General features: G+C 42.0%; 11 protein-coding genes. 2 read left to right on the forward strand and 9 right to left on the reverse strand.

Annotated elements, in window-relative coordinates:
* Positions 1 to 28: 28 nt before the first annotated feature.
* Positions 29 to 1213, reverse strand: coding sequence for a DUF937 domain-containing protein (locus AC1RRY_RS10445; protein ID WP_492821108.1), 1185 nt, complete (start codon positions 1211 to 1213; stop codon positions 29 to 31).
* Positions 1214 to 1541: 328 nt separating this feature from the next.
* Here AC1RRY_RS10445 and AC1RRY_RS10450 point away from each other — a divergent pair, with 328 nt between their 5' ends.
* Positions 1542 to 1847, forward strand: a complete 306-nt coding sequence (locus tag AC1RRY_RS10450) for an isoamylase early set domain-containing protein (RefSeq protein WP_492821106.1) — start codon at positions 1542 to 1544, stop codon at positions 1845 to 1847.
* Between the two features lie 58 nt (positions 1848 to 1905).
* Here AC1RRY_RS10450 and AC1RRY_RS10455 read toward each other — a convergent pair whose 3' ends face one another.
* Together AC1RRY_RS10455 and AC1RRY_RS10460 are read right to left on the reverse strand one after the other, a co-directional pair.
* Positions 1906 to 2196, reverse strand: coding sequence for a Dabb family protein (locus AC1RRY_RS10455; RefSeq protein ID WP_492821104.1), 291 nt, complete (start codon positions 2194 to 2196; stop codon positions 1906 to 1908).
* A gap of 31 nt (positions 2197 to 2227) precedes the next feature.
* A complete protein-coding gene (locus AC1RRY_RS10460; RefSeq protein WP_492821102.1) occupies positions 2228 to 5668 on the reverse strand; it encodes a ThuA domain-containing protein in 3441 nt (1146 codons plus the stop codon).
* Between the two features lie 155 nt (positions 5669 to 5823).
* On the opposite strand from AC1RRY_RS10460, the gene AC1RRY_RS10465 reads away from it, so the two are divergent.
* Positions 5824 to 6189, forward strand: coding sequence for a DUF1801 domain-containing protein (locus AC1RRY_RS10465; RefSeq protein ID WP_492821100.1), 366 nt, complete (start codon positions 5824 to 5826; stop codon positions 6187 to 6189).
* 17 nt (positions 6190 to 6206) lie between these two features.
* Here AC1RRY_RS10465 and AC1RRY_RS10470 read toward each other — a convergent pair whose 3' ends face one another.
* The 6 genes from AC1RRY_RS10470 to AC1RRY_RS10495 all read right to left on the reverse strand — a co-directional run bounded on the left by AC1RRY_RS10470 (position 6207) and on the right by AC1RRY_RS10495 (position 21094).
* Complete coding sequence (locus AC1RRY_RS10470) at positions 6207 to 8639, reverse strand: ABC transporter permease (RefSeq protein ID WP_492821098.1); 2433 nt, start codon at positions 8637 to 8639, stop codon at positions 6207 to 6209.
* A gap of 74 nt (positions 8640 to 8713) precedes the next feature.
* Positions 8714 to 11152: an ABC transporter permease gene (locus AC1RRY_RS10475; protein WP_492821096.1), complete on the reverse strand. Its 2439-nt coding sequence runs from the start codon at positions 11150 to 11152 to the stop codon at positions 8714 to 8716.
* 84 nt (positions 11153 to 11236) lie between these two features.
* Complete coding sequence (locus tag AC1RRY_RS10480; protein WP_492821094.1) at positions 11237 to 13660, reverse strand: ABC transporter permease; 2424 nt, start codon at positions 13658 to 13660, stop codon at positions 11237 to 11239.
* Positions 13661 to 13736: 76 nt separating this feature from the next.
* Complete coding sequence (locus AC1RRY_RS10485) at positions 13737 to 16127, reverse strand: ABC transporter permease (RefSeq protein WP_492821092.1); 2391 nt, start codon at positions 16125 to 16127, stop codon at positions 13737 to 13739.
* 76 nt (positions 16128 to 16203) lie between these two features.
* The gene (locus AC1RRY_RS10490; protein WP_492821090.1) at positions 16204 to 18624 is read right to left on the reverse strand and encodes an ABC transporter permease; all 2421 of its coding nucleotides are present in this window, start codon (positions 18622 to 18624) and stop codon (positions 16204 to 16206) included.
* A 73-nt stretch (positions 18625 to 18697) separates the two neighbouring features.
* Positions 18698 to 21094, reverse strand: a complete 2397-nt coding sequence (locus AC1RRY_RS10495; RefSeq protein ID WP_492821088.1) for an ABC transporter permease — start codon at positions 21092 to 21094, stop codon at positions 18698 to 18700.
* Positions 21095 to 21117: the final 23 nt, after the last annotated feature.

Genomic DNA, 21117 nt, shown 5'->3' on the forward strand with positions numbered 1-21117 from the left:
TTCTATAAAATATCTCAACCTTAAATGCTTACCTGGCAATCTTTATAATTACCTCTGCATTACTTGCATTTACCACTTTAGGTTGAATATTAATACGACTTGTCTGAATACCTTTTTCCGACAGTAATTTCTGCACAGCTGCTGCACGGTCTTTCCCCAAGGTGCCGCTTATACTTTGTGATCCGCCGGCAATAGTGGCTGTAGCCCTGGGGTTATTTTTCAGAAATACTGCCAGATCAGTCACTGCTCCCGTATTTTTTATATCTGCCACTCCGTTCTTAAAGCTCAGACCGGGAATAACAATCCAAGAATTACTGTTGAGCATTTCGTTACTAAACGAAACCGCTGAGCTCTCCGAATTAACGGCAATTGGGGTCAATTTTTCGTCAGGCTTAGAAAACACAGTATCCGCCGGGCTCAAGACAACGGTAGAATCTTCAAATCCGTTTATGTCAGAGGTGTCAGGGATTATCGTTATTGTAGAATCGGCGAAAGAAGACAACCCGGCCTGAAATTTAGGTTCTGTTTGCTCCTTATACTTAAATAAATAAAATACGATAGCGGCCAGAACTATCACCAGAACAACCCAAGGAATCCATGAGGAACCGCCTGAAGCCTTCGGCCGGTTATCATAACTTACCTTCGTTTTTCCCCGGTTTGTTTTTTTAGCCGTTCCGTCTTCACGATCAATCAGTTTATTTATTAAAACCGGCGGCAGCGACACTATTACACTTTCTCTTTGTTCATTCAGAAACTTCATGAGAGCTGAAACATTCATGCCCTCTTCATCAACTACTTTACCCAAAGCGCCCAGCACCAGTGGTGTGCTCAAACCAATCAACGACGAGGCTGAAGTTTTACGGATATCACTTAATGTCGCAATGGTTTCAAAAATGCCATTGCTTTTATTACCATAAAAATGATTAAAGATATTGCTTCCGATCGAAATCAATAGCTGCGTTTTTTCAAAGTCATCTAGCAAGCCGGGCAAATCGTCCAGAATTTCTCCTGTATGGCCACCATCCTGCAAAACATCCATCAGTTTTGCAACACTCAACTTAGCGTTTGTATCCAGAATAATAACTCCAAATATTGCAGGAAGCACCCTCTCTAAAGCGGCATTGATATTTTCGGGTGATTCTCCCAAAAAAATGCTAACCTTCTCAATCAATGAGTCAGTTAGTTTCTCTTTAATTAATCCGAGTAAATTCATAAAATCCTAAATCTCGTTTTGCTAAACCTAAAGCCCGGAATACATTCGTAACGCTATAAGAGTTTTGCAAAAATTATGCCCAAAATTATGCATGCAAAAAATACCTCTTATTTACTTCAAAGCAAAACCCTTTTATTGATAATGCACAATTTACCAATCTATTGCGTGCTCATTCATTATAACACTTAAGCCGGATTGAATATAAAATATTGCCATTCAAGAATATTGTATGATTTTTCAAAGAAATTAATAATATAATAACCTGATAATCATTTAATTATAATTTATATAATATAATTTTGCAATGAAAATCAAACTTATGCATATCATGGCACTTGTAAAACAATTTTCTAAAACCAAATCAGTTTGCAAAGTAACGTTCACGCTACCTTCAGAAACCGTAAACAACGCAAAGAAAGTAGCCGTAGTAGGTGAGTTCAACGATTGGAGCTCAACAGCTACCTTGTTGAAGAAACAAAAAGATGGTCAATATAAAGTTTCAGTAGAGCTACCGCTAGGTTCAGAGTTCCAGTTCCGCTATTTGCTGGATGGCACTGACTGGGTAAATGATGATGCAGCCGACAAATATGTGGCTAACGAATTCACTACTCAAAACTGTGTAGTTGTATTGTAATTTGCGCAAGAAATGAAAAGTCCGGACGTTGTGTCCGGACTTTTTTTATGAGCAATGGTTAGAGCGGCTCATAATCAAGCTCCATAAAGCTTTCTACATTGCTCTGCCAGTATTGATCAACAAACGCTATATGGGCCGGATGGTTGTTGTATTGTTCATAGATTTGCGTATCGGCAAAATCCATAAACAGGCCATAATCGTATGCGCTATGCTTACTTGTCTGTCTGTAGCATACAAAATTCTGTACACCCTCTATTGCTGTCAATTTACGAAGGGCGTCAAAAAAAACCTGTTCACCTTCTGAACCAACCGGGTGTTTCAATTTAAAAACTACTGAGTGTGTTATCATAATTTACTATAGTCCGTCTTATTAATAACGTTTAATCAAACCTGAGTGTTTTGAATTTTATCAGATTATCGCTTGGTTTGTCAGATTTCACCCCCAGAATATACAAATCACGGAATCCATCCACCGGCTTATCGAGTTTACTTTCAACCCATTTCATTTTACCCCAACCATCGGTAGGTGTAAAGGTAACTCTGGCAATGACAGGCCCAGCCACGGAGTTCTCCCGCACCTCTATCACACCTGATTTATCCTGCGAGGCATATTCAAAAGCAATGGTTTTAATATTGGTAAGGTCTATGTTCTTAAATACCAGATATGCCTTTGACGGCCCCTGACGCAACTCGCCCCAGTCGAACACAAAACCAGGGTGTCTGTCAGAATCCATCGCTCTTAACTCATGATAACGCAAACGCGCTACATCTTCTGCTTTTTCAGGTTTGCCACCCGGTACTCCGTTGTCAGTATAAGTCGCTTTAACTGTATAATATCCGGTAGTTTTATTTTCTATGTGTTCTTTCAAAGCAATGCTACCACTGGCGGCTATAGGTTTAAAATTCTTGTTAGGGTCATTAATGGCCAGAATATATTTCACCATCTCATCAGCATCCTGGGGCGATATTTGTGGGTGAGCGCTCATCACGTGTGTTTTACCCCAGCTTCCACCACCGCCATCAATAATCTTCTTAGATAGTGTCTTGATAGTCTTAGTATCGCCATTACCATACTTTTTAGAAATAGCCAGAAACGATGGTCCGACAGAGGTTTTATCTACCGTATGGCAGGCCTTGCAATCGCTGGCATCAACGAGCGTTTTACCCAAAGAACCCAATTCTACTTTAGAGTCTGACTTACTCATATCAACCGGCTGATACGGGTTCGGATAGTAATTATACTCTATCCTGCGCTTTTTAGCGTTAATCACTTTATCTTCTGTATCATTGACTGAAACCGTATAGGCAAACGGCTGGTTGTCCCAGTAAAAAGTCTTATTCTTTTTGGCATTGATTTTCACAACCGGAACGGCATTGCCTACTCTTACGGATAGTGTATCTGTTCCGGTTTTTCCGGCACCGTCTCTAACCATAAATACTACTTTATAGTTACCGTTTTTGGTAAAGGCATGTGTAAACATCGGCTTATCTGCCTCCTGTTTAGCTCCATTGATGTACCATTCGTATGAGAGTTTATCATCAAAATCCAGATCGACTCCCCTACCTGAAAACCTTAGTTTCAAAGGCGCTTTACCTGCCCATTCTTTGTATTGTGGCACGTCTCTTATTTCTGAAGTAATGAACGACTCCCTCTGTTTTCTGGCAGCCAGTAGGGTATCAACAATAGAAGCAATGGCCTGCGGAGCACGGTTGTCGTAGTTATATTCAATTTTTACCAGACGGGCATCTTTGTTATCGGCACCGTAAACTGAGCCGTACTCCAACACATACATGATACCATCTTTACTGAATGCCAGATCTATCGGCCGTCTGAAATCGCCTTTTGTAGGCATAAACGGCTCTGTCTTTAGGTAGTTTTCGTTCTTGTCGAATCTTGTAGCCAGCATCCAGTTCCGCATCCAGTCGAACACAAACAAGGCGCCGTCATAGTATTTCGGTATTTTATTTTTGGTAGTTGACGCCTCATTGTAAGTATAAAACTCTCCTGCCATGGCACTGCGGCCACCCGTTGCCAGTTCAGGAAATTCCGGCGAAAGTGCATACGGATACCATATCATGGGCGGTGTAGCCGGAGGCAGTTCTTTCAGACCTGTATTATTGGGCGAATTGTTAACCGGCTTCTTAGGATCATAGTTTGGGCCTGGTTTTCCGGTTTCAAAATCCCATTCAGAATAAGCATAATTGTTACCTACAAAATAAGGCCAACCGAAATTACCCGGCTTTTTGGCCTGATTAAACTCGTCATATCCTCTTGGGCCTCTCGGGCTGTCTTCGCCGGCATCGGGGCCAATCTCACCCCAGTAAATGGTACCTGTTTCAGGATTGATGGCTATCCGGTAAGGATTCCGGCAACCCATGGCATAAATTTCGGGCAGGGTGTAAGGTTCGCCTACTTTAAACAGGTTGCCTTGCGGAATGGTATAGGTGCCGTCAGGCTGCGGATGAATCCGTAGTATTTTCCCTTTCAGGTCATTGGTATTTGAGGCCGAACGTTGGGCATCCATCGGATAATGCTCCGGTGCACTGCGCTCGTCCAAAGGTGCATACCCGTTCGACGGAAACGGAGTTGTACCATCTCCGGTTGACAGAATCAGGTTTTTGTCTTTATCAAACGCCAGAGAACCACCATGATGCGACCCGCTGTTAATTTGTACCGGTACGCGCAACAGTACTTTCTCCGAGGCCAAATCAATTTCGTCTTTAGTAGAAATAGTGAATCTTGACAAATTAAAATAGATAGGCTCGCCTTCAATTGGTGGTGAATAATACAGATACATCCAGCGGTTGGTATCAAAATCCGGGTCGAGGGTAATACCTATTACACCAGTTCCGCCTTTCATTACCACCGGGAAACGATGCATCAGTTTAAACTGATTGGTTTTAGTATTAAAGACAGACAGGTTTCCGGCTAACTCGGTCAAATAAACTTTCCCATCGTTCGATACCGCCAGTTCCATCGGGTTATTCAGGTCATTCACCAATACGGTTTTCTCGAATCTGTTTTCTTCCGGCATGGTTACCGAATACGCCTTTGAGTAATCGAGGGGTTTACCATCACCGATTGCATAATTAATACCTCCTAACAGATGTTTCAGAAACAAGGGTTCAGAAAAACTTTCATCGGCATGGCCACCACCCGTAAAAAATGAGCGGCCCCCATCAAATTCATGATACCAGGCTATCGGGTGGTTACCACCGTTCGTTCCTCCGTCATAAGTACTTTCATCCAGATATGCCAGAGGTTTAATACCTCTGTAGATTGATTTATAATTGTACCATTCGTCTGTCCGTTCCCATGAGTCAGGCAGGTGAGCCGTAGAAATATGTGATTTATCCGTAACCAGAACAGTGGCTTTTCTTACGTTTGAGTTATTCGGATGGCTCTCAAAATAAGCACCTACCAGTTGCCCGTACCAGGGCCATTCATACTCAGTATCAGCGGCCGAATGTATACCAACAAAACCACCTCCGGCCTGTATGTATCGCTCAAATGCAGCCTGCTGTCCATTATTCAGTATATTTCCGGTGGTTGAATTGAAAATAACGGCATTGTATTTCTTAAGATTGGCGTCATTGAAATCATCTGAGTTTTCTGAGATATCGACACCGAAATTATTTTCCTGCCCCAGTTTTTTGATGGCTTCTTTGCCAAACGGAATGCTCGAATGCCGCCAGCCTTTCGTTTTCGAGAAAACCAGCACTCTTTTTTGCTGGGCTGCCGCATCCTGACAAATAGTAATAGTAAAAAGGGCAACAATAACCCATAAGCTGAAAGTAAGCCTTTTAGTAGGTTTTTTCATAGTTTTGAGGTTAAATAGATAGAAACCAAATATAATTATTTCCTGTCAAAACTATAGTATTTTAAGATAATACCGAATAATGTCGCGATAAAAAAGCATAAATTGCCATGAATATTGGCTGAACCATTGTTTTACATTATGCAAGAAGATTATTTATGATGCTCCGACCTATCGAAGAATTCTTTGCACAGCAAACAGAACCTATCAAAAGTTGCCTGCTTTCTTTACGGGCATGCATTCTGAAACAAGACCCTGCCATTACTGAAGAATGGAAATACAAACTACCCAGCTATTACTACAAGGGTAAAATGCTCTGCTATTTGTGGGTACACAAAAAATACAAAGTCGACGATATACCTCAACCTTACATAGGCATTGTGGACGGCAATAAACTGGACGACCCGGATTTACTAACTGAAAAAAGGCTCCGGATGAAGATATTTCTAATTGACCCAACGGAAGACATTCCGGTTGAACGCATCAGGGAGCTGGCTGGTAAAATGATAAAACTAAGGGGCTGATAAAGCCCCTTAACTATTTATTCTGCTTTTAAAGATTTGACCGGATTCATCAGCGCGGCTTTGATTGACTGCAGACTGATTGTAACAAAGGCAATAAGCACTGCAGCCAGACCTGCCAGAACAAATATCCACCAGGCTATATTTGTGCGGTACGCGAAATCCTGCAGCCAGGTATTCATCAAATAATACGCAAGCGGCGATGCCACAACCAATGCTATCAGCACCAGTTTTAATAGGTCTTTAGATAGCAGAACAATAATGCCGGGCACACTGGCTCCCAACACTTTACGAATGCCGATTTCTTTGGTTCGTTGCTGTACTATGTAGCTTATCAGCCCTAATAAGCCCATGCAGGCAATAAGAATACCCAGACAGGAGAATATCCAGAACACTTGTTGAGAAACCCTCTCAGCACGATAAAGCTCAGCCAGATTGGCATCCAGAAAAGCATAGTTAAAGGGTTGCTCCGGCAAAAACTTCTTCCAGGTCTGTTCCAGTTTAGGTACTACATTTCCGAAATCGCCGCTATTCACTCTTATACCAATCAGATTGCTCGTTCTGGCAAAGAAACGGTTATTAACGACAAAAAGAGGCGTGATTTTCTGATGCAACGATGAAAAATGAAAGTCTTTCACTACGCCTACAATAGTATAGCTCATTTCGCCGCCATCTTCACTCACCATATTATCGGGACTGAATATTTTCTGTCCGATAGGATTCTTCAATCCCAGCGCTTTTACAGCCTCCTGATTCAGAATAACCGAAAGAGAATCGTTGAACTCTTTGTTGAAGAAACGGCCTTCGGCTACCTCCATATTCATAGTTTGCAGATAGCCTTCATCGGCAACCATAGTTTTACCTGTTACACTCTCTTTTTCACCTCCTTTACGGAAAGTAATACCGAAAAACTGTTCCTGACCCGGCTCTGCGCTCGTGCCTCCTACTGCTTCTATCCCTGCAATTTTCTGTATCTCTTCTTTAAATGCCTTTGTGCGTTCACCGAGAAACCCTGCTCCACGCAGGTGAATCACATAATCTTTTGAGTAACCCAGCTCCTTATTCTGAATATAGGTCAATTGTCTATACACAACCAGTGTACTGATAATCAGAACAATAGATATTGAAAACTGAAAAACAACGAGACCATTGCGCAGTACATGCCCCTGCTTTTTAGAAGCAAATTTACCTTTCAGTACCTGAATCGGTTGAAACGAAGACAGCACTCCTGCCGGATACACCCCTGCCATTAAGCCTATTAATACCGATAATGCCAACATCACCGGAATAGTTTGCCAGGTAAAGGAGTCATCTAAAAGCAATTGCTTGCCTGTCAGGTTATTAAAAAACGGTAAGGCAAGAACCACAATCATGGATGCCACAAAAAAACTGGCAACACTCAGCAAAACCGATTCGGTAAGAAACTGAATGGCTAACTGCGACTTAGTAGAACCCAGCGCTTTACGTATGCCTACTTCTTTCGCTCTTTCGGTGGAGCGGGCCGTTGCCAGATTCATGAAATTGATACAGGCAATCAGTAGCACAAAAACGGCAATCACCATGAAGATATAGACCAGATTGCTACTGCCGTTAGTCCCCAATTCTCCTTCCAGATGCGATTCTAAATGGATACTTTTTAAGGGTTGAAGAAAATAAAAATATCCGTTACCTGCTTTTACATAATCCTGATAAGACACGCCAAACGTACGCTGAATCTCACCTGATGCATACTTTTCAACAATAGCAGGAAACTTTGCCTGCACCTGGTCGGGTAAGGTATGCTGTTTTAATAAGAGATAAGTAGTTGCTGAAAAACTGACATGATTGATGGCTTCTGCAAAACGATTACCCTTTACAGCACCCAAAAAATCGAACTTGAAATGGGCGTTAGTTGGTACATCAGCACAAATACCTGTTACCTGTAATTTTGGTCCCTGAACCAGTTCCAGATACTTGCCCATTGCATTGCTGGTACCGAAAAAGCGTTTGGCAGTGCTTTCTGTGAGCACTACTGTATTAGGTGCCATTAAAGCCTTTTCAGGATTACCGTATAACAACGGCAGTTTAAACACTTTAAAGAAATTGGAGTCGGCCCAAAGCATATGTTTCTCTTCATATACTTCATTGTTATGTCTGAAAAGCGTATTGCCACCGGCGCCAAAAATTCTGGTGGATTCTTCTACCTCCGGCAGTTCTTTCTTCACCGATTGTGCATACGAAGGCGGAATAATGGCATAATGGGTCGATCGGCCCGGATATTTTCTTTCAAGTGCCATCCGGTAAATGCGGTCTCCGCTTGCCCAGAATTTATCAAAACTGAGTTCATCGAAAACATACATCAGAATCATCAGGCAGGCAGCCATACCTATAGACAGACCGGTAATATTGATCAGGGTCTGCATTTTGTTTTTCAACAAATTTCTCCAGGCGATTTTAATGTAGTTACGTATCATGGTTTTATAGCTTAGGGCAAAGGGCCGAGAGCAGAGGGCAAAACCTTTGCCCTCTGCCCCATGCCCTCTGCAAATTATTCAGATTTTAATGACTTCACCGGATTCATCAATGCGGCTCTGATGGTCTGATAGCTAATCGTTATCAGCGCTATGGACAATGCCATAATACCTGCCAGTGCAAATACCCACCATTTTATTTCGATATGATAAGCAAAGTTCTGCAACCATGCATACATAGCCCACCATGAAACCGGAAAGGCAATTACCGCCGCAACCAATACCAGTTTTACAAAATCGCGGGTCAATATGACAATAATGCCGGCAATACTTGCGCCTAATACCTTACGAATACCGATTTCTTTGATGCGCTGTTCAGCCGCATAAGTAGCCAGACCAAACAAGCCTAAACAGGCAATCAGAATGGTTAAAATGGACACTACCATGAAAATGGTTTGCTGTATCTGGTCTTGTTGATAGAATAACTCCCACTGTTTATCAAGGAAATGATACTCAAACAGATGGTCTGGATCTATGCTTTTCAGAACGTTATCCATTTGCTTGAGAGTCTCTGCTGCATTAGAAGTAGAAACCCGGCAACTGAAATAATCAATGTTCTGGATAGGATTAGTCTGATAGCCCAGAATCATTGGTGAAACCGCCTGATGTAACGATTGAAAGTTGAAGTCTTTCACAATACCTACAACTCTGGCATAAAACGGTTTGTCGAGTTTTTCGATGGTTCCTCCGTAGTCTATGCTCGGAATCTCAATTACCTGGTCAGATGCCCCGGTTATGCCCAGTTGCTTAGCCGCACTCTGATTAATAATAATAGCCGTGGAATCACCGTTTCCTGCATTACTAAAGTTTCTGCCATTCAGCAGTTCTATATCGTAGGTTTTCAGAAACTGATTATCAATACCCAGAAAATACATATTCTTACCTGCCACAGCGGTAATGTTTTCGTTCTTCACCCCTACCTGCACCAGATTTTTCCATTCGCCGGGTACACGCGAGCTCACGGCTACACTATTCACTTGAGCCAGTTTCCCGAATTCTCTTCTGATGGTCTCGGCTCCGCGTCTTACCTTTCCACTGTTGATATCCACAATTAGCAGTTGTTCCTTTTTAAAACCCATGTCTTTGGTATCGACATATTTCATCTGCTGATACACAATGGTAGTGGCCACTATCATGATGATAGAGAGCGAAAACTGGAATACAACCAGTAAGCGGCGGACAGATATATTGCCCTTGCCTACATTGATTTTATTTTTTAATAACAGAATGGGCTTAATACCTGACTGAATCAAAGCAGGATATATACCCGACATCAGGCTTGCTACAATTACGATTATTCCCACCCCAATCCAGATTCTATAATCGGTACCGAAACCCAATGTAAGTGCTTTTTGAGTGAAGGCATTGAAATAAGGAAGCAAGGTCTGAACAAAAAGCAAAGCCAGAAACAGGGCTATTGAGGTAACCACAAAAGCCTCGGTAATAAACTGTCTGATCAGATTCTCTCTCGAAGCGCCTGCTGTTTTGCGCACACCTATTTCCCGAGCACGGTTAGCGAATCGGGCTGTGGTCAGATTCATGTAATTGATACACGCAATTATGAGCACAAATGCCGCCAGCACTGCAAATATGTAGATGTACGTCAGATTACCTTTTGTTGATTGCCCTTCAATATCGGCCGAATAAAAGTGTATGTCTTTGAGTGGTTGTAATGAGTAAACGTGTTTATCTTTTATATCTTTTGCGCGTCTGGTCAGCACCAATTGATTCAGTTTTGCCTGCAGACTGGCTGCGTTGGCTTTTTCGTCCAGTAAAAGATACGTTGTAAAGCTGTCAGAACTCCAGTCTGAACTTACAAAATCCTTGAAACGCTTATTGTTAATGCTTGATTCTGAAAAAAGCAGATTGAACGATACATGAGAATTAACCGGAATATTCTTCAGCACTGCCGTAACGGTATAGGGAATGGAATCTCTGTCAACCTTAATGGCTTTGCCTATCACGTTGGTAGAATTAAAGTATTTCTTAGCTGACTCTTCCGTCAACACAACCGAGAACGGGGCCGTTAAAGCCGTTTTAGGATTACCAGACAAGATATCAAAGTCAAGCACCTGCAAAAAATCACTGCTGGCAATCATGAAATCTTCATAAAACACATTGGTGTTTTCCTGAGTACCTACGTTCGTTCTTCCTGCGCCTGTATAACGGGCTACTTTTTTTATTTCAGGAAAAGTCGCCTGCCCACCTTCTGAAATCTGATAAGCCACACTGGTTACTTTGGTCTCTTTGCCCTCGGTTGAAGTTTTCTTGTTTACAACTCTGTAGATGTTGTCGGCCTGGGTATGAAACCCGTCGAAAGTCAGCTCATCAAAAATATAAAGGGCTATCAGCAGGAAACTCGTCAAGCCAATAGTAAGGCCGAAAATATTGATAAACGAGAAGGTCTTGTTTCTCGTCAGATTCCGCCAGGCGATTTTAAAGTAATTACGTATCATGATGCCCCTAACCCCTAAAGGGGGATTTGTTTTTATGGTTATAGAAAATAATTCCCTCAACTCCCCTTTAGGGGTCGGGGGTAATTATTCAGATTTTAATGACTTCACCGGATTCATATAAGCGGCTTTAACCGCCTGATAACTCACTGTTAGTATTGCTACAGTTAATGTCACCAGCCCTGCGACTATAAAAAACCACCATTCCAGATTAATACGATAAGTAAAATCCTGCAGCCAACTGTTCATCAGCAGATAAGCAATGGGGCTGGCAATAATCAAAGCCAGTATGATCAGCCTGATAAAATCTTTGGTCAGGAGGGTCACTATACCGAAAACCGATGCTCCCAATACTTTTCTGATTCCTACCTCTTTGGTTCTTTGTTCAGCCATGTAAGTAACCAGCCCGAATAAGCCCAGACAGGCAATCAGAATAGTAAGAATAGCAAAGGTTATTGCCACTTTTCCTACCCGCTGCTCTGCACGATACATCTGGTCAAATCGTTCATTCAGAAAACTATAGTTAAAAGGCATTTCCGGAGCAATGGCTTTCCATTTTTCCTTTACTTGTTTAACCAGTTCGGGCATATCGGCAGCATTTACTTTAAAGGCCATTGCCCAGCCACTGACACCCAGCCGCATACACAGCGGACCAACATTCTGGCGCATGGATTCGAAATGGAAATTCTTCACCACTCCAACAATATGATAAAAGCTTCTCTCATCTTCTATAGAATATACCCGCTTGCCAATCGGGTCGTCATAGCCCAGAACCTTAGCGGCTGATTCATTAATAATAATTCCGCTGGAATCAGTACCATATTGCTTAGAGAAGTTTCTTCCTTTTACCAACTCCATTCCTAAGGTAGGTACGTAATCGTAGTCCACGTTCCACATCTGCATCTGGAAACCACTCTTCGAACTGATAGTGGCTTCTTTTGAGAAACTATGGTCGGTACGTGACGAATTAGACACGGGTAGGAATCCAGCAGATGCGGCACTTTGCACACCAGACATTTTCAGAATTTCTTCTTTAAACGCCTGTTTGTTATCTCGTAAAGCGCCGGTTCCGTTAATAACCAAAACCTGTTCTTTATTAAAGCCGAGGTTTTTAGTTTGGATATAATTCAGCTGACGGTACACCACAATGGTACCAATAACCAGCGTAATAGACGTAAAAAACTGAAAAGTAACCAGCACATTGCGGAAACTGCTGCGCTGAACACCTGTGTTCAGTTTACTTTTCAATACCACAATAGGTCTGAATGAAGATAAGAAAAATGCCGGATAATACCCCGCCAGAACACCCACAACCAAAGGTAGCAGTATCAGAAAAGGCAATATTTTCTCCGAAAGCAGGTCACGATAAGAGAATGCCTTGGCGGCTATATCATTAAAGTAAGGCAGAACCAGCCATGTAATAAGCAAGGCTACTGCAAAAGAAAGATAACTCAAAAAAGTAGACTCTGCCATGAATTGGCTCATCAACATGCCTTTGGGGGTGCCCAACACCTTGCGTATGCCTACTTCTTTTGCTCTGTTGGCTGAGCGTGCCGTCGACAGGTTCATGAAATTGATACAAGCCAAAAGCAAAACAAACAAGGCCACGGCCGAGAAGATGTATACATACTGAATACTGCCATTTACACCCAGTTCCGGAGTGCGGTCTGACCGTAGGTGAATATCGGTCATCGGCATGAGTTTGTAGTCCAGCTTGTTTCCGGCTTTTCTGAACTCCTCAATACTATTGATATTCATAAACTGCTTGGCCTGCGGCATCACGTATTTTACTACCATGCTCTCCAGCTTCTTTTCAAGTGCCTTGTAGTCGGCACCATTTTTCAGCAAAACATAGGTATGAAAATTATTGCTTATAAAACTCCCGAACTGATAGTCCAGATTATCCATTGAAAACAACATGTCGAAATGGAAATGCGAGTTCTCCGGCATATCTTTCATTACGGCTGTGACGTTGTACAGCGTTTTTTCCTCAATGCCTACTTCCAGCGTTTTGCCCACTGCATTAGTTGTGCCAAAGTATTTTCTTGCCGCAGCTTCACTAATTACCGCTGTGTTGGGTTGATCTAATGCCGTTTTCGGGTTACCGGCTATAACAGGCAAAGTAAATACATCAAACACAGTAGAATCGGCATAAACCACATCATATTCTCTGATATACTCGCTGCCTTTACGGATAAATTTCGGCCCTTCGTTGGCATAAAATCTTGTATATTGCTCTACCTCCGGATAATCCTTCTTCATGTATTCCCCGGCGGGGTCGGCGCTGGTAGCCAGTTTCAAATCGGTTCCGCCGAATCTGACATCCACGTCCAATCGGTATATCCTGTCTGCTTTTTCATGAAATCTATCAAAACTTATTTCATCTGCCACATATAGGGCAATCAGAATAAAACTGCAGAACCCAATAGCCAGCCCGAAGATATTGATAAGCGAGAAAGTCTTATTCTTCAATAAGTTCCGCCAGGCGATTTTAAAGTAGTTTCTTAGCATGCTTTTTAGCTTAGGGCAAAGGGCATGGGGCATAGGGAAGAAAAACCTCTGCTCTATGCTCCCTGCCCTATGCAATTTATTCTGTTTTCAAACTTTGCACCGGATTAGCCAATGCGGCTTTAATGGCCTGATAGCTCACTGTGAGTAAGGTAACCAGCATGGCGACTATGAGTACCAAAAGGAATACTCCCACTCCGATATCTATTTTATAACTATATTCTTTCAACCATTCAGACATGGCATACCAGGCAATAGGCGATGCAATGACACAAGATATAACAATCAGCTTCACAAAATCTTTAGATAACAGCCCCCACAAATTCATCACACTTGCTCCCAGCACCTTGCGAACACCGATTTCTTTCTTGCGCTGTTCTGCCATGAAAGATGCCAGTCCAAAAAGACCAAGACACGAGATGAATATGGCTAGTGCCGATATAATGGCAGCCAGGTTACCAATTAGCTCTTCATAGTTGAATTTTCTCAGGTATTCACTATCTGCAAACTTATAATCGAATGGGAAGCCCGGATTATACTTGTCGAAAATCGGTTGTATCTGTTTAATAGCCTGCGCACTTGAAACGTTAGGATTGAGGCGGACATTTACAAAGTTTACCCAGCCTTTTTCAAAGACAATGGTTAAGGGCGAAATATTTCTGAAAGGCGACTCCATCAACACATTTGCTACTACGCCCACTATGCGTCTTTCTTTGCCATTCCATTTCACTATTTCTCCCACAGGGTTTTTAAGCCCCATACGTTTCACAGCTGCTTCGTTAAGTATCACCCCAACAGAATCGGTAGAAAATTCTCTGGAAAAATCTCTTCCTTCTTTTAATTTGACCCCAATGGTTTTGACGTAATTAAAATCAGTAGCAATGGTATTGAAAATGGCCGATTTGTCTTCCGGAGTAGAGCCTTTCCACTCCCAGCCATTATTATTACTATAAATATCAGTGGGTGGTGAATTAGTCTTACAAATTGATGAAACAACACCGGTAGCCAACAACTCATTATTAAGTGCATCGTAATTTCTGATTAAATCACTCGAACTTTCAATAGCAATCAATCCTTTGCTGCTAAAACCAATAGGTCTGTTTTTGGCGTACTGGATTTGCTGGTAAATAATAACCGTGCCGATCATCAACACGATAGAAAAAGTAAACTGCAGCACTACCAGTATTTTACGAGGAAGAGAAGCGTTTTTACCTACATGAATACCTCCTTTCAGAATCTTCACCGGATTGAACGATGACAGATAAAGCGCAGGGTAGCTGCCCGCAAGCAGACCCGTGAAGAGTGTAAATGCCAGCATGATTATCCAGAAAACCGGATTAGCAAGCTCCATTGACATCTGCTTTTCGGTCATTTTATTAAAATATGGCAATGAAATAGCAACCAAAACGATAGCCAAAGCCAGAGACATGAAAGCAATGAGAATAGACTCACTCAAAAACTGGCTGATTAACTGTTTGCGAGCTGAACCAACTGCCTTGCGGACACCCACCTCCTTCGCTCGTTTTTCAGAACGTGCGGTGCTCAGGTTCATGAAATTGATACAGGCAATTACCAGAACGAAGATGCCGAAAATACCAAAAAGCCTGACGTATCTGATAAATCCGCCTGTGTTTTTACCTTCGGTGAAATCAGAATACAAGCGCCATTTTTCCATCGGATGAACAAACACCTCTGGTTTGATGCTCTTCTGCATCAGTTGGTCTTCCTTGAAATGGTCAAGGACAATATTCTTTATTTTGGCGTTGGTTTTTTCCGGTTGTATACCGTCTTTCAACTGCACAAATGCCTGCCACGAGTTATTACCCCAGTTGGTTTTATGGAATTTAGGAATCCATTCGTATATTTTTTCCTGCAATTGCCATGGTATCAGATAGTCATATTGCAATGAGGCATTCTTAGGTTGTTTTTTTACAACACCGGTTACTTTCAAATCCATCGTATTATCAACCCTGACTACTTTGCCGACAGGATCTTGTTTACCAAAAAGCACCTGGGCGGTCTCTTCCGTCAGCACTATTGAATAGGGCTCTTTCAGGGGTTGCTTATCACCATTGGTTACCTGAATGCTGAACATATCCACAGCGTCGGAACCAATAAAGTGCCCGAATTTGAGAAACTTCTGGTTTCCTACTACCAGCGAACGGGTACTGCCCCAGTCGCACATGGCCACACCTTTGAAATCGGGGTATTTGGATTTCAGTTCTTCTCCCATTGGAAAAGGGATAGCATCCTGCGTACCTCTGCGCCCATCAAAGGTCTGATGCATTTTTATCTGGTAGAGCGTAGCATAATTGGCATGGTGCTTATTGGCCGACATCTCGTCGTTTATCCAAAGCCCAATCAGTATGGCCACAGCCATTCCTACAGCTAAACCAAAGACATTAATAAATGAGTATACCTTGCTCTTCACAAGGTTCCTCCAGGCGATTTTCAAGTAATTGCGTATCATAATTTTTGAGGGTAAGGGCAGAGGGGCAAGAGCAAAGGGCAAATACCTATGCCCTCTGCCCCATGCCCTATGCTATTTATTCTGATTTCAAAGACTTTACCGGATTCATCAAGGCGGCTTTCACTGCCTGATAACTTACTGTTAACAAAGTAATAAACAGTGCACCCGCACCCGTTAAGGCAAATATCCACCACGATATTTCGGTATGATAAGTGTATTTCTGTAACCACTCGTTCATGAAATAGTAGGCAATCGGTGCGGCTATCACACATGAGATAACCACCAGCACTACAAAGTCTTTAGAGAGCATTTGCCACAGATTGGTTACAGTGGCTCCTAATACCTTGCGGATACCGATTTCTTTGGTCCGCTGCTCTGCTACGAAAGAAGCCAGCCCAAACAAACCTAAGCAGGAAATAAAAATAGCTAACAGCGCAAAAAACGTTGCCAGTTTACCGATGCGCTCTTCCTGACTGAATTTCTTACCGTACTCCTGATCTACAAACCTATAATCGAATAAAGCCGAGGGTACAATTTCTTTAAAAACCGCCTCAATTTTAGGCAATGCTTCATTGGCACTAACACTTGGCTTCATCTTAATAATCATCTGACTTACATCAGCATACTTCGGATCAAGGAAGTAAAACGAACGCTTAACGGGCTCATAAGGTGACTGCATCACTAGGTCTTTCACAACTCCAATAATCTGCCAGCTTCTTTTCCCATCTCCATCCTGGTTACTTATAAATTCACCTACAGGGTTTTTAAGACCTAAATATTTGGCAGCCGTTTCGTTGATAATAACGGTGTTTGAGTCAGTAGCAAATTTTCTTGAAAAATCCCTGCCATCTTTCATTTCCCAGTTAATGAGTTTGCCGAAATCGTGAGTTACATTAATTACACCGAAATCAGAAGCCAGTTCCGGGTCTTTGCCTTTCCAATCAAATCCACCGGCATTGCTCCATATTTCTGTCAAAGGGCTTGATGAAAGCGCCATGTCGGCCACCATGCCTGTATTCAACAATTGGTTTTTGATTACATCCTGTTTACCCTGGTAATTCGGATCGTTCAATGCTACCTTGATGAGTCCTTCTCGCTCGTATCCAATCGGCCGGTTGCGTGCATGTTCTATCTGTCTGTAAACCACTATAGTGCCTACAATTAGAACTACGGATACCGTAAACTGTAGTACCACCAATACCTTGCGGGGCAAAGAAGAAAAGCGCCCTAATTTGAAAGTACCCTTCAGAACCTTAATCGGTTGGAAAGATGAAAGATAAAATGCCGGATATAAACCTGCCAGACAGGACGTAAATGTGATAAATGCTGCGCTTAATAACCAGAATATCGGATTGGTATAGGGTACCGACATATTTTTATCAGACAGTTCATTAAACCAGGATAAAGACAAAATTACAAAGCTCATAGCCAATACAAAGGCAAATAACACAACCAAAAACGACTCGCTCAGAAACTGCTGCACCAATTGCAGCCTGATGGAACCTATGGCCTTACGGATACCTACTTCTTTGGCGCGTTTTTCAGAACGGGCTGTGCTGAGGTTCATGAAATTGATACAGGCCAGCAATAGCACAAATATGCCCACAATGCCAAACAACCATACAAACGTAATGCGGCCACCTACTACCTCGCCGTTTTTAAACTCAGAATATAAATGCCATTTACTCATAGGGTGAAGAATCATCCCCGGTTTATATTTACGCCAGTCTTTTACAATATTAGCCGGTGGATCTTTCTCATAAAAACCTTTTAATCCTGCGGTTGCATCTTCAATGGTTACGCCGGGTTGTAACTGCACATATACATTGAACGAACTATTGTTCCACTCGTTCTCACATTGCTTTACCCAGTCGTTGGATGACACCCACAATGACCACGGCGAAAAGAACTGTATCTCACTGAAACGATTGTTTTTAGGCAGGTCTTCAAATACACCCCGTACTACCACATCCATGCGGTTATCTATTTTCAGGCTTTTGTTCAGCGGGTCTTCACTTCCGAAAATAGCATCGGCAGTAGACTTTGAAAGTATAATTGAATGAGGATCCTGTAATGCTGCGGTGTTTCCTTTCAGCATTTTCAACGATAACATGTCTATTACCTCCCCTTCAATAAATTCACCTCTTTTCGGAAATTTATCATTGGTGGTTGAAAGCGTATAATCACCAAACCAGAATGCCTTCACTACATGCTTAAAATAATGCTTATAGTTATTTTTAAGCGCTGTACCCAGCGGAAACTGCAGGGCATCTCCACTACGGGTAATACCTGTGTTGGGGTCGGTGCCGCGGTTTTTTACCTGAGCAATTGAGTCATAGTTTTTATGGTATTTATTGTACGAAAGTTCATCATAAACCCATAGCCCAATCAGTATAGCTACTGACATACCCACAGCCAGCCCACCAATGTTGATGAACGAATAAACCTTGTTCTTGGTAAGGTTTCTGAATGCTATTTTGAAGTAGTTGAATATCATAATTTTGTATGCTTAGGGCAAAGAGGCAAGGGGCAGAGGGCAAAGGTTTTTGCCCTCTGCCCCTTGCCCTGTGCTATTCTGTTTTCAATGATTTTACCGGATTCATCAACGCTGCTTTGATGGCCTGATAACTTACTGTTGCCAAAGCGATTAACAAAGAGATAATGCCCGCACCTACATATACCCACCACTGAATTTCGATTTTATAGGCAAAGTTCTGAAGCCATTTATTCATGAGAAACATGGCTAATGGTATAGCTATCACAGAGGCTATCAACACCAGTTTTATAAAATCTTTGTTCAGCAAAATGAATATTGATCCAATACTGGCACCCAGCACTTTTCGTACGCCAATTTCTTTTACCCGTTGCTGTGCTGTAAACGCAGCCAGACCAAATAAACCAAGGCAAGCCAGTAGTACAGAAATAGTAGCAAAATACAGCGATAACGTTCCTTGTTTTTGCTCCGACTCGTATTGTCTGGCAAAATTCTGATTCAGAAAACTGATTTCAATTGGACTAGCTTTGTCAAACTCGCGGAAAGTTTTTTCAATATGCGTTAATGCTTCCTTAGTTTTTGAAGTATTAATTTTAATGTACAAATTGTCTTCCATACTGGCCCGCACAGGCATTACCAGCACCATAGGCTCTACCTTGTGTTGCAACGAATACGTATGAAAATCTTTGAATACACCAATTATTTTTCTTTCGGCAACATCACCTTTGTCATTGATTTTAACCTGAACTCTTTTTCCTATCGGATTCTGAAATGCAAGTTCTTTCATTAAGGTTTCATTGATCAGCGCAGCACCTGTAGTATCGCTTGCGCTGTTTTCTGAAAAATTATTACCCAAATGCATCTTTATGTCCATCGTAGGTATGAATGAGGCATTCACTATAAGCTCTTGCACTATTTTTGAATTGGTAGCAATAGTACCATCTGCTTTTTCGAAATAATAGGGAGTCTGACCCAGATTATTATTGCCGATAGGATTACCCGCCGTAGCCACATTTTCTATCAAAGGGTTTTTCATCAGCTGATTCTTAAGCGCAACCACTTTCGACCGCACGTTTCTGTCGTCAATATGTACTGTTACTACCTGTTTTCTGTTAAATCCGAGGTCTTTGTTTGCTGAGAATTGTAATTGCTGATAAATAATCGAGGCACCGGCTATCAGAACGATGGTTGATACAAATTGGAACACTACCAAAGATTTCCTGAAAATAATGCTTTGATTCAAACTTCCGGTCAGGCCTTTTAAGGCAAGAATAGTTCTGAACCTGGCAAGGAAAAATGCAGGATAACTGCCGCTCAGGAAACCAACCAACAGACTTATTACAACTAAACTGCCTATGGCAGGAATAACCCCAAAACCGCTCAGTTCTAGAGATTTACCTGCCAGCTGATTGAAAAACGGAAGCAAAACACTTATTAAAATAGCAGCAATAATGGTAGCTAAAGCACTGAATGTGAGCGCTTCAACTATAAACAAGCCCATTAGGTTACCCTCTGTAGAACCAATCGCTTTTCTTACTCCAACTTCACGAACCCGTAATCCGGCTCGGGCTGTTGCCAGGTTCATATAGTTAATGACAGCAATAATCAATATCAAACCTGCCAATGCCATAAACAGATAAACGCGATTGATACTATTGTTGGCACTTATTTCATACTGTAAATCAGAATGCAGGTGAATATCTCTTAATGGCTGCAATTCCATTTTGTAAGTATTCACAGCCATTTCAGTCAAGATGGTTTTCTTTGCAAAAGCCGGAAGTTTGGCTTCCAATGTGTTTTTATCGACACCGTTATCCAGTAGTAAATAAGTATATAGATTAGACGCCTGCCATCCTGCTGTAAAACCTGCAGGCAATGAACGCAAACCCTCGAACTGTAAATGTGTATTGCCGGGGATATCCTGAATGACCCCCGTAACTTTATTAGGTTCTGTTTTATCAAAAACTATAGTTTGGTTGAGGGCACTTTGCGCATTACCAAATATTTTTTTGGCTAAAGTTTCTGTAATAACAATTGCGTTAGGCTCTGCCAATGCAGTTTTAGGATTACCCGCTATAAATGGGAATGTGAAAACATCAAACACATTTTTATCGGTAAAGAAAACGCCACCAGCATTAACCGTTTTATCTTTAAAGGTAATGATGCCGCCACCTTCGGGTACTATTCTGACAGCTTCTTTTACCTCGGGAAATTCGGCTTTCAATGCAGGTGCAAAAGCCGCTGAAGTAACGGCATGATGCGCTTCTCCTTCTGCCCATTCTGCATGATGTACCAACCGCACAATGCTGTCTGATTTTTCGTGGAAATTATCATAGCTCAGCTCGTCAAGCACATACATGGAAATGAGGCAAAAAACCGAAATGCCTACGGCTAGCCCACCAATATTGATAAAAGAATAAACCTTGTTTTTAGCAAGATTTCTGAATGCGATTTTGAAATAGTTGCGTATCATACATTTTATTGCTTAGGGCAGAG

Source organism: Emticicia sp. GW821-FHT11C11 (assembly GCF_058808615.1).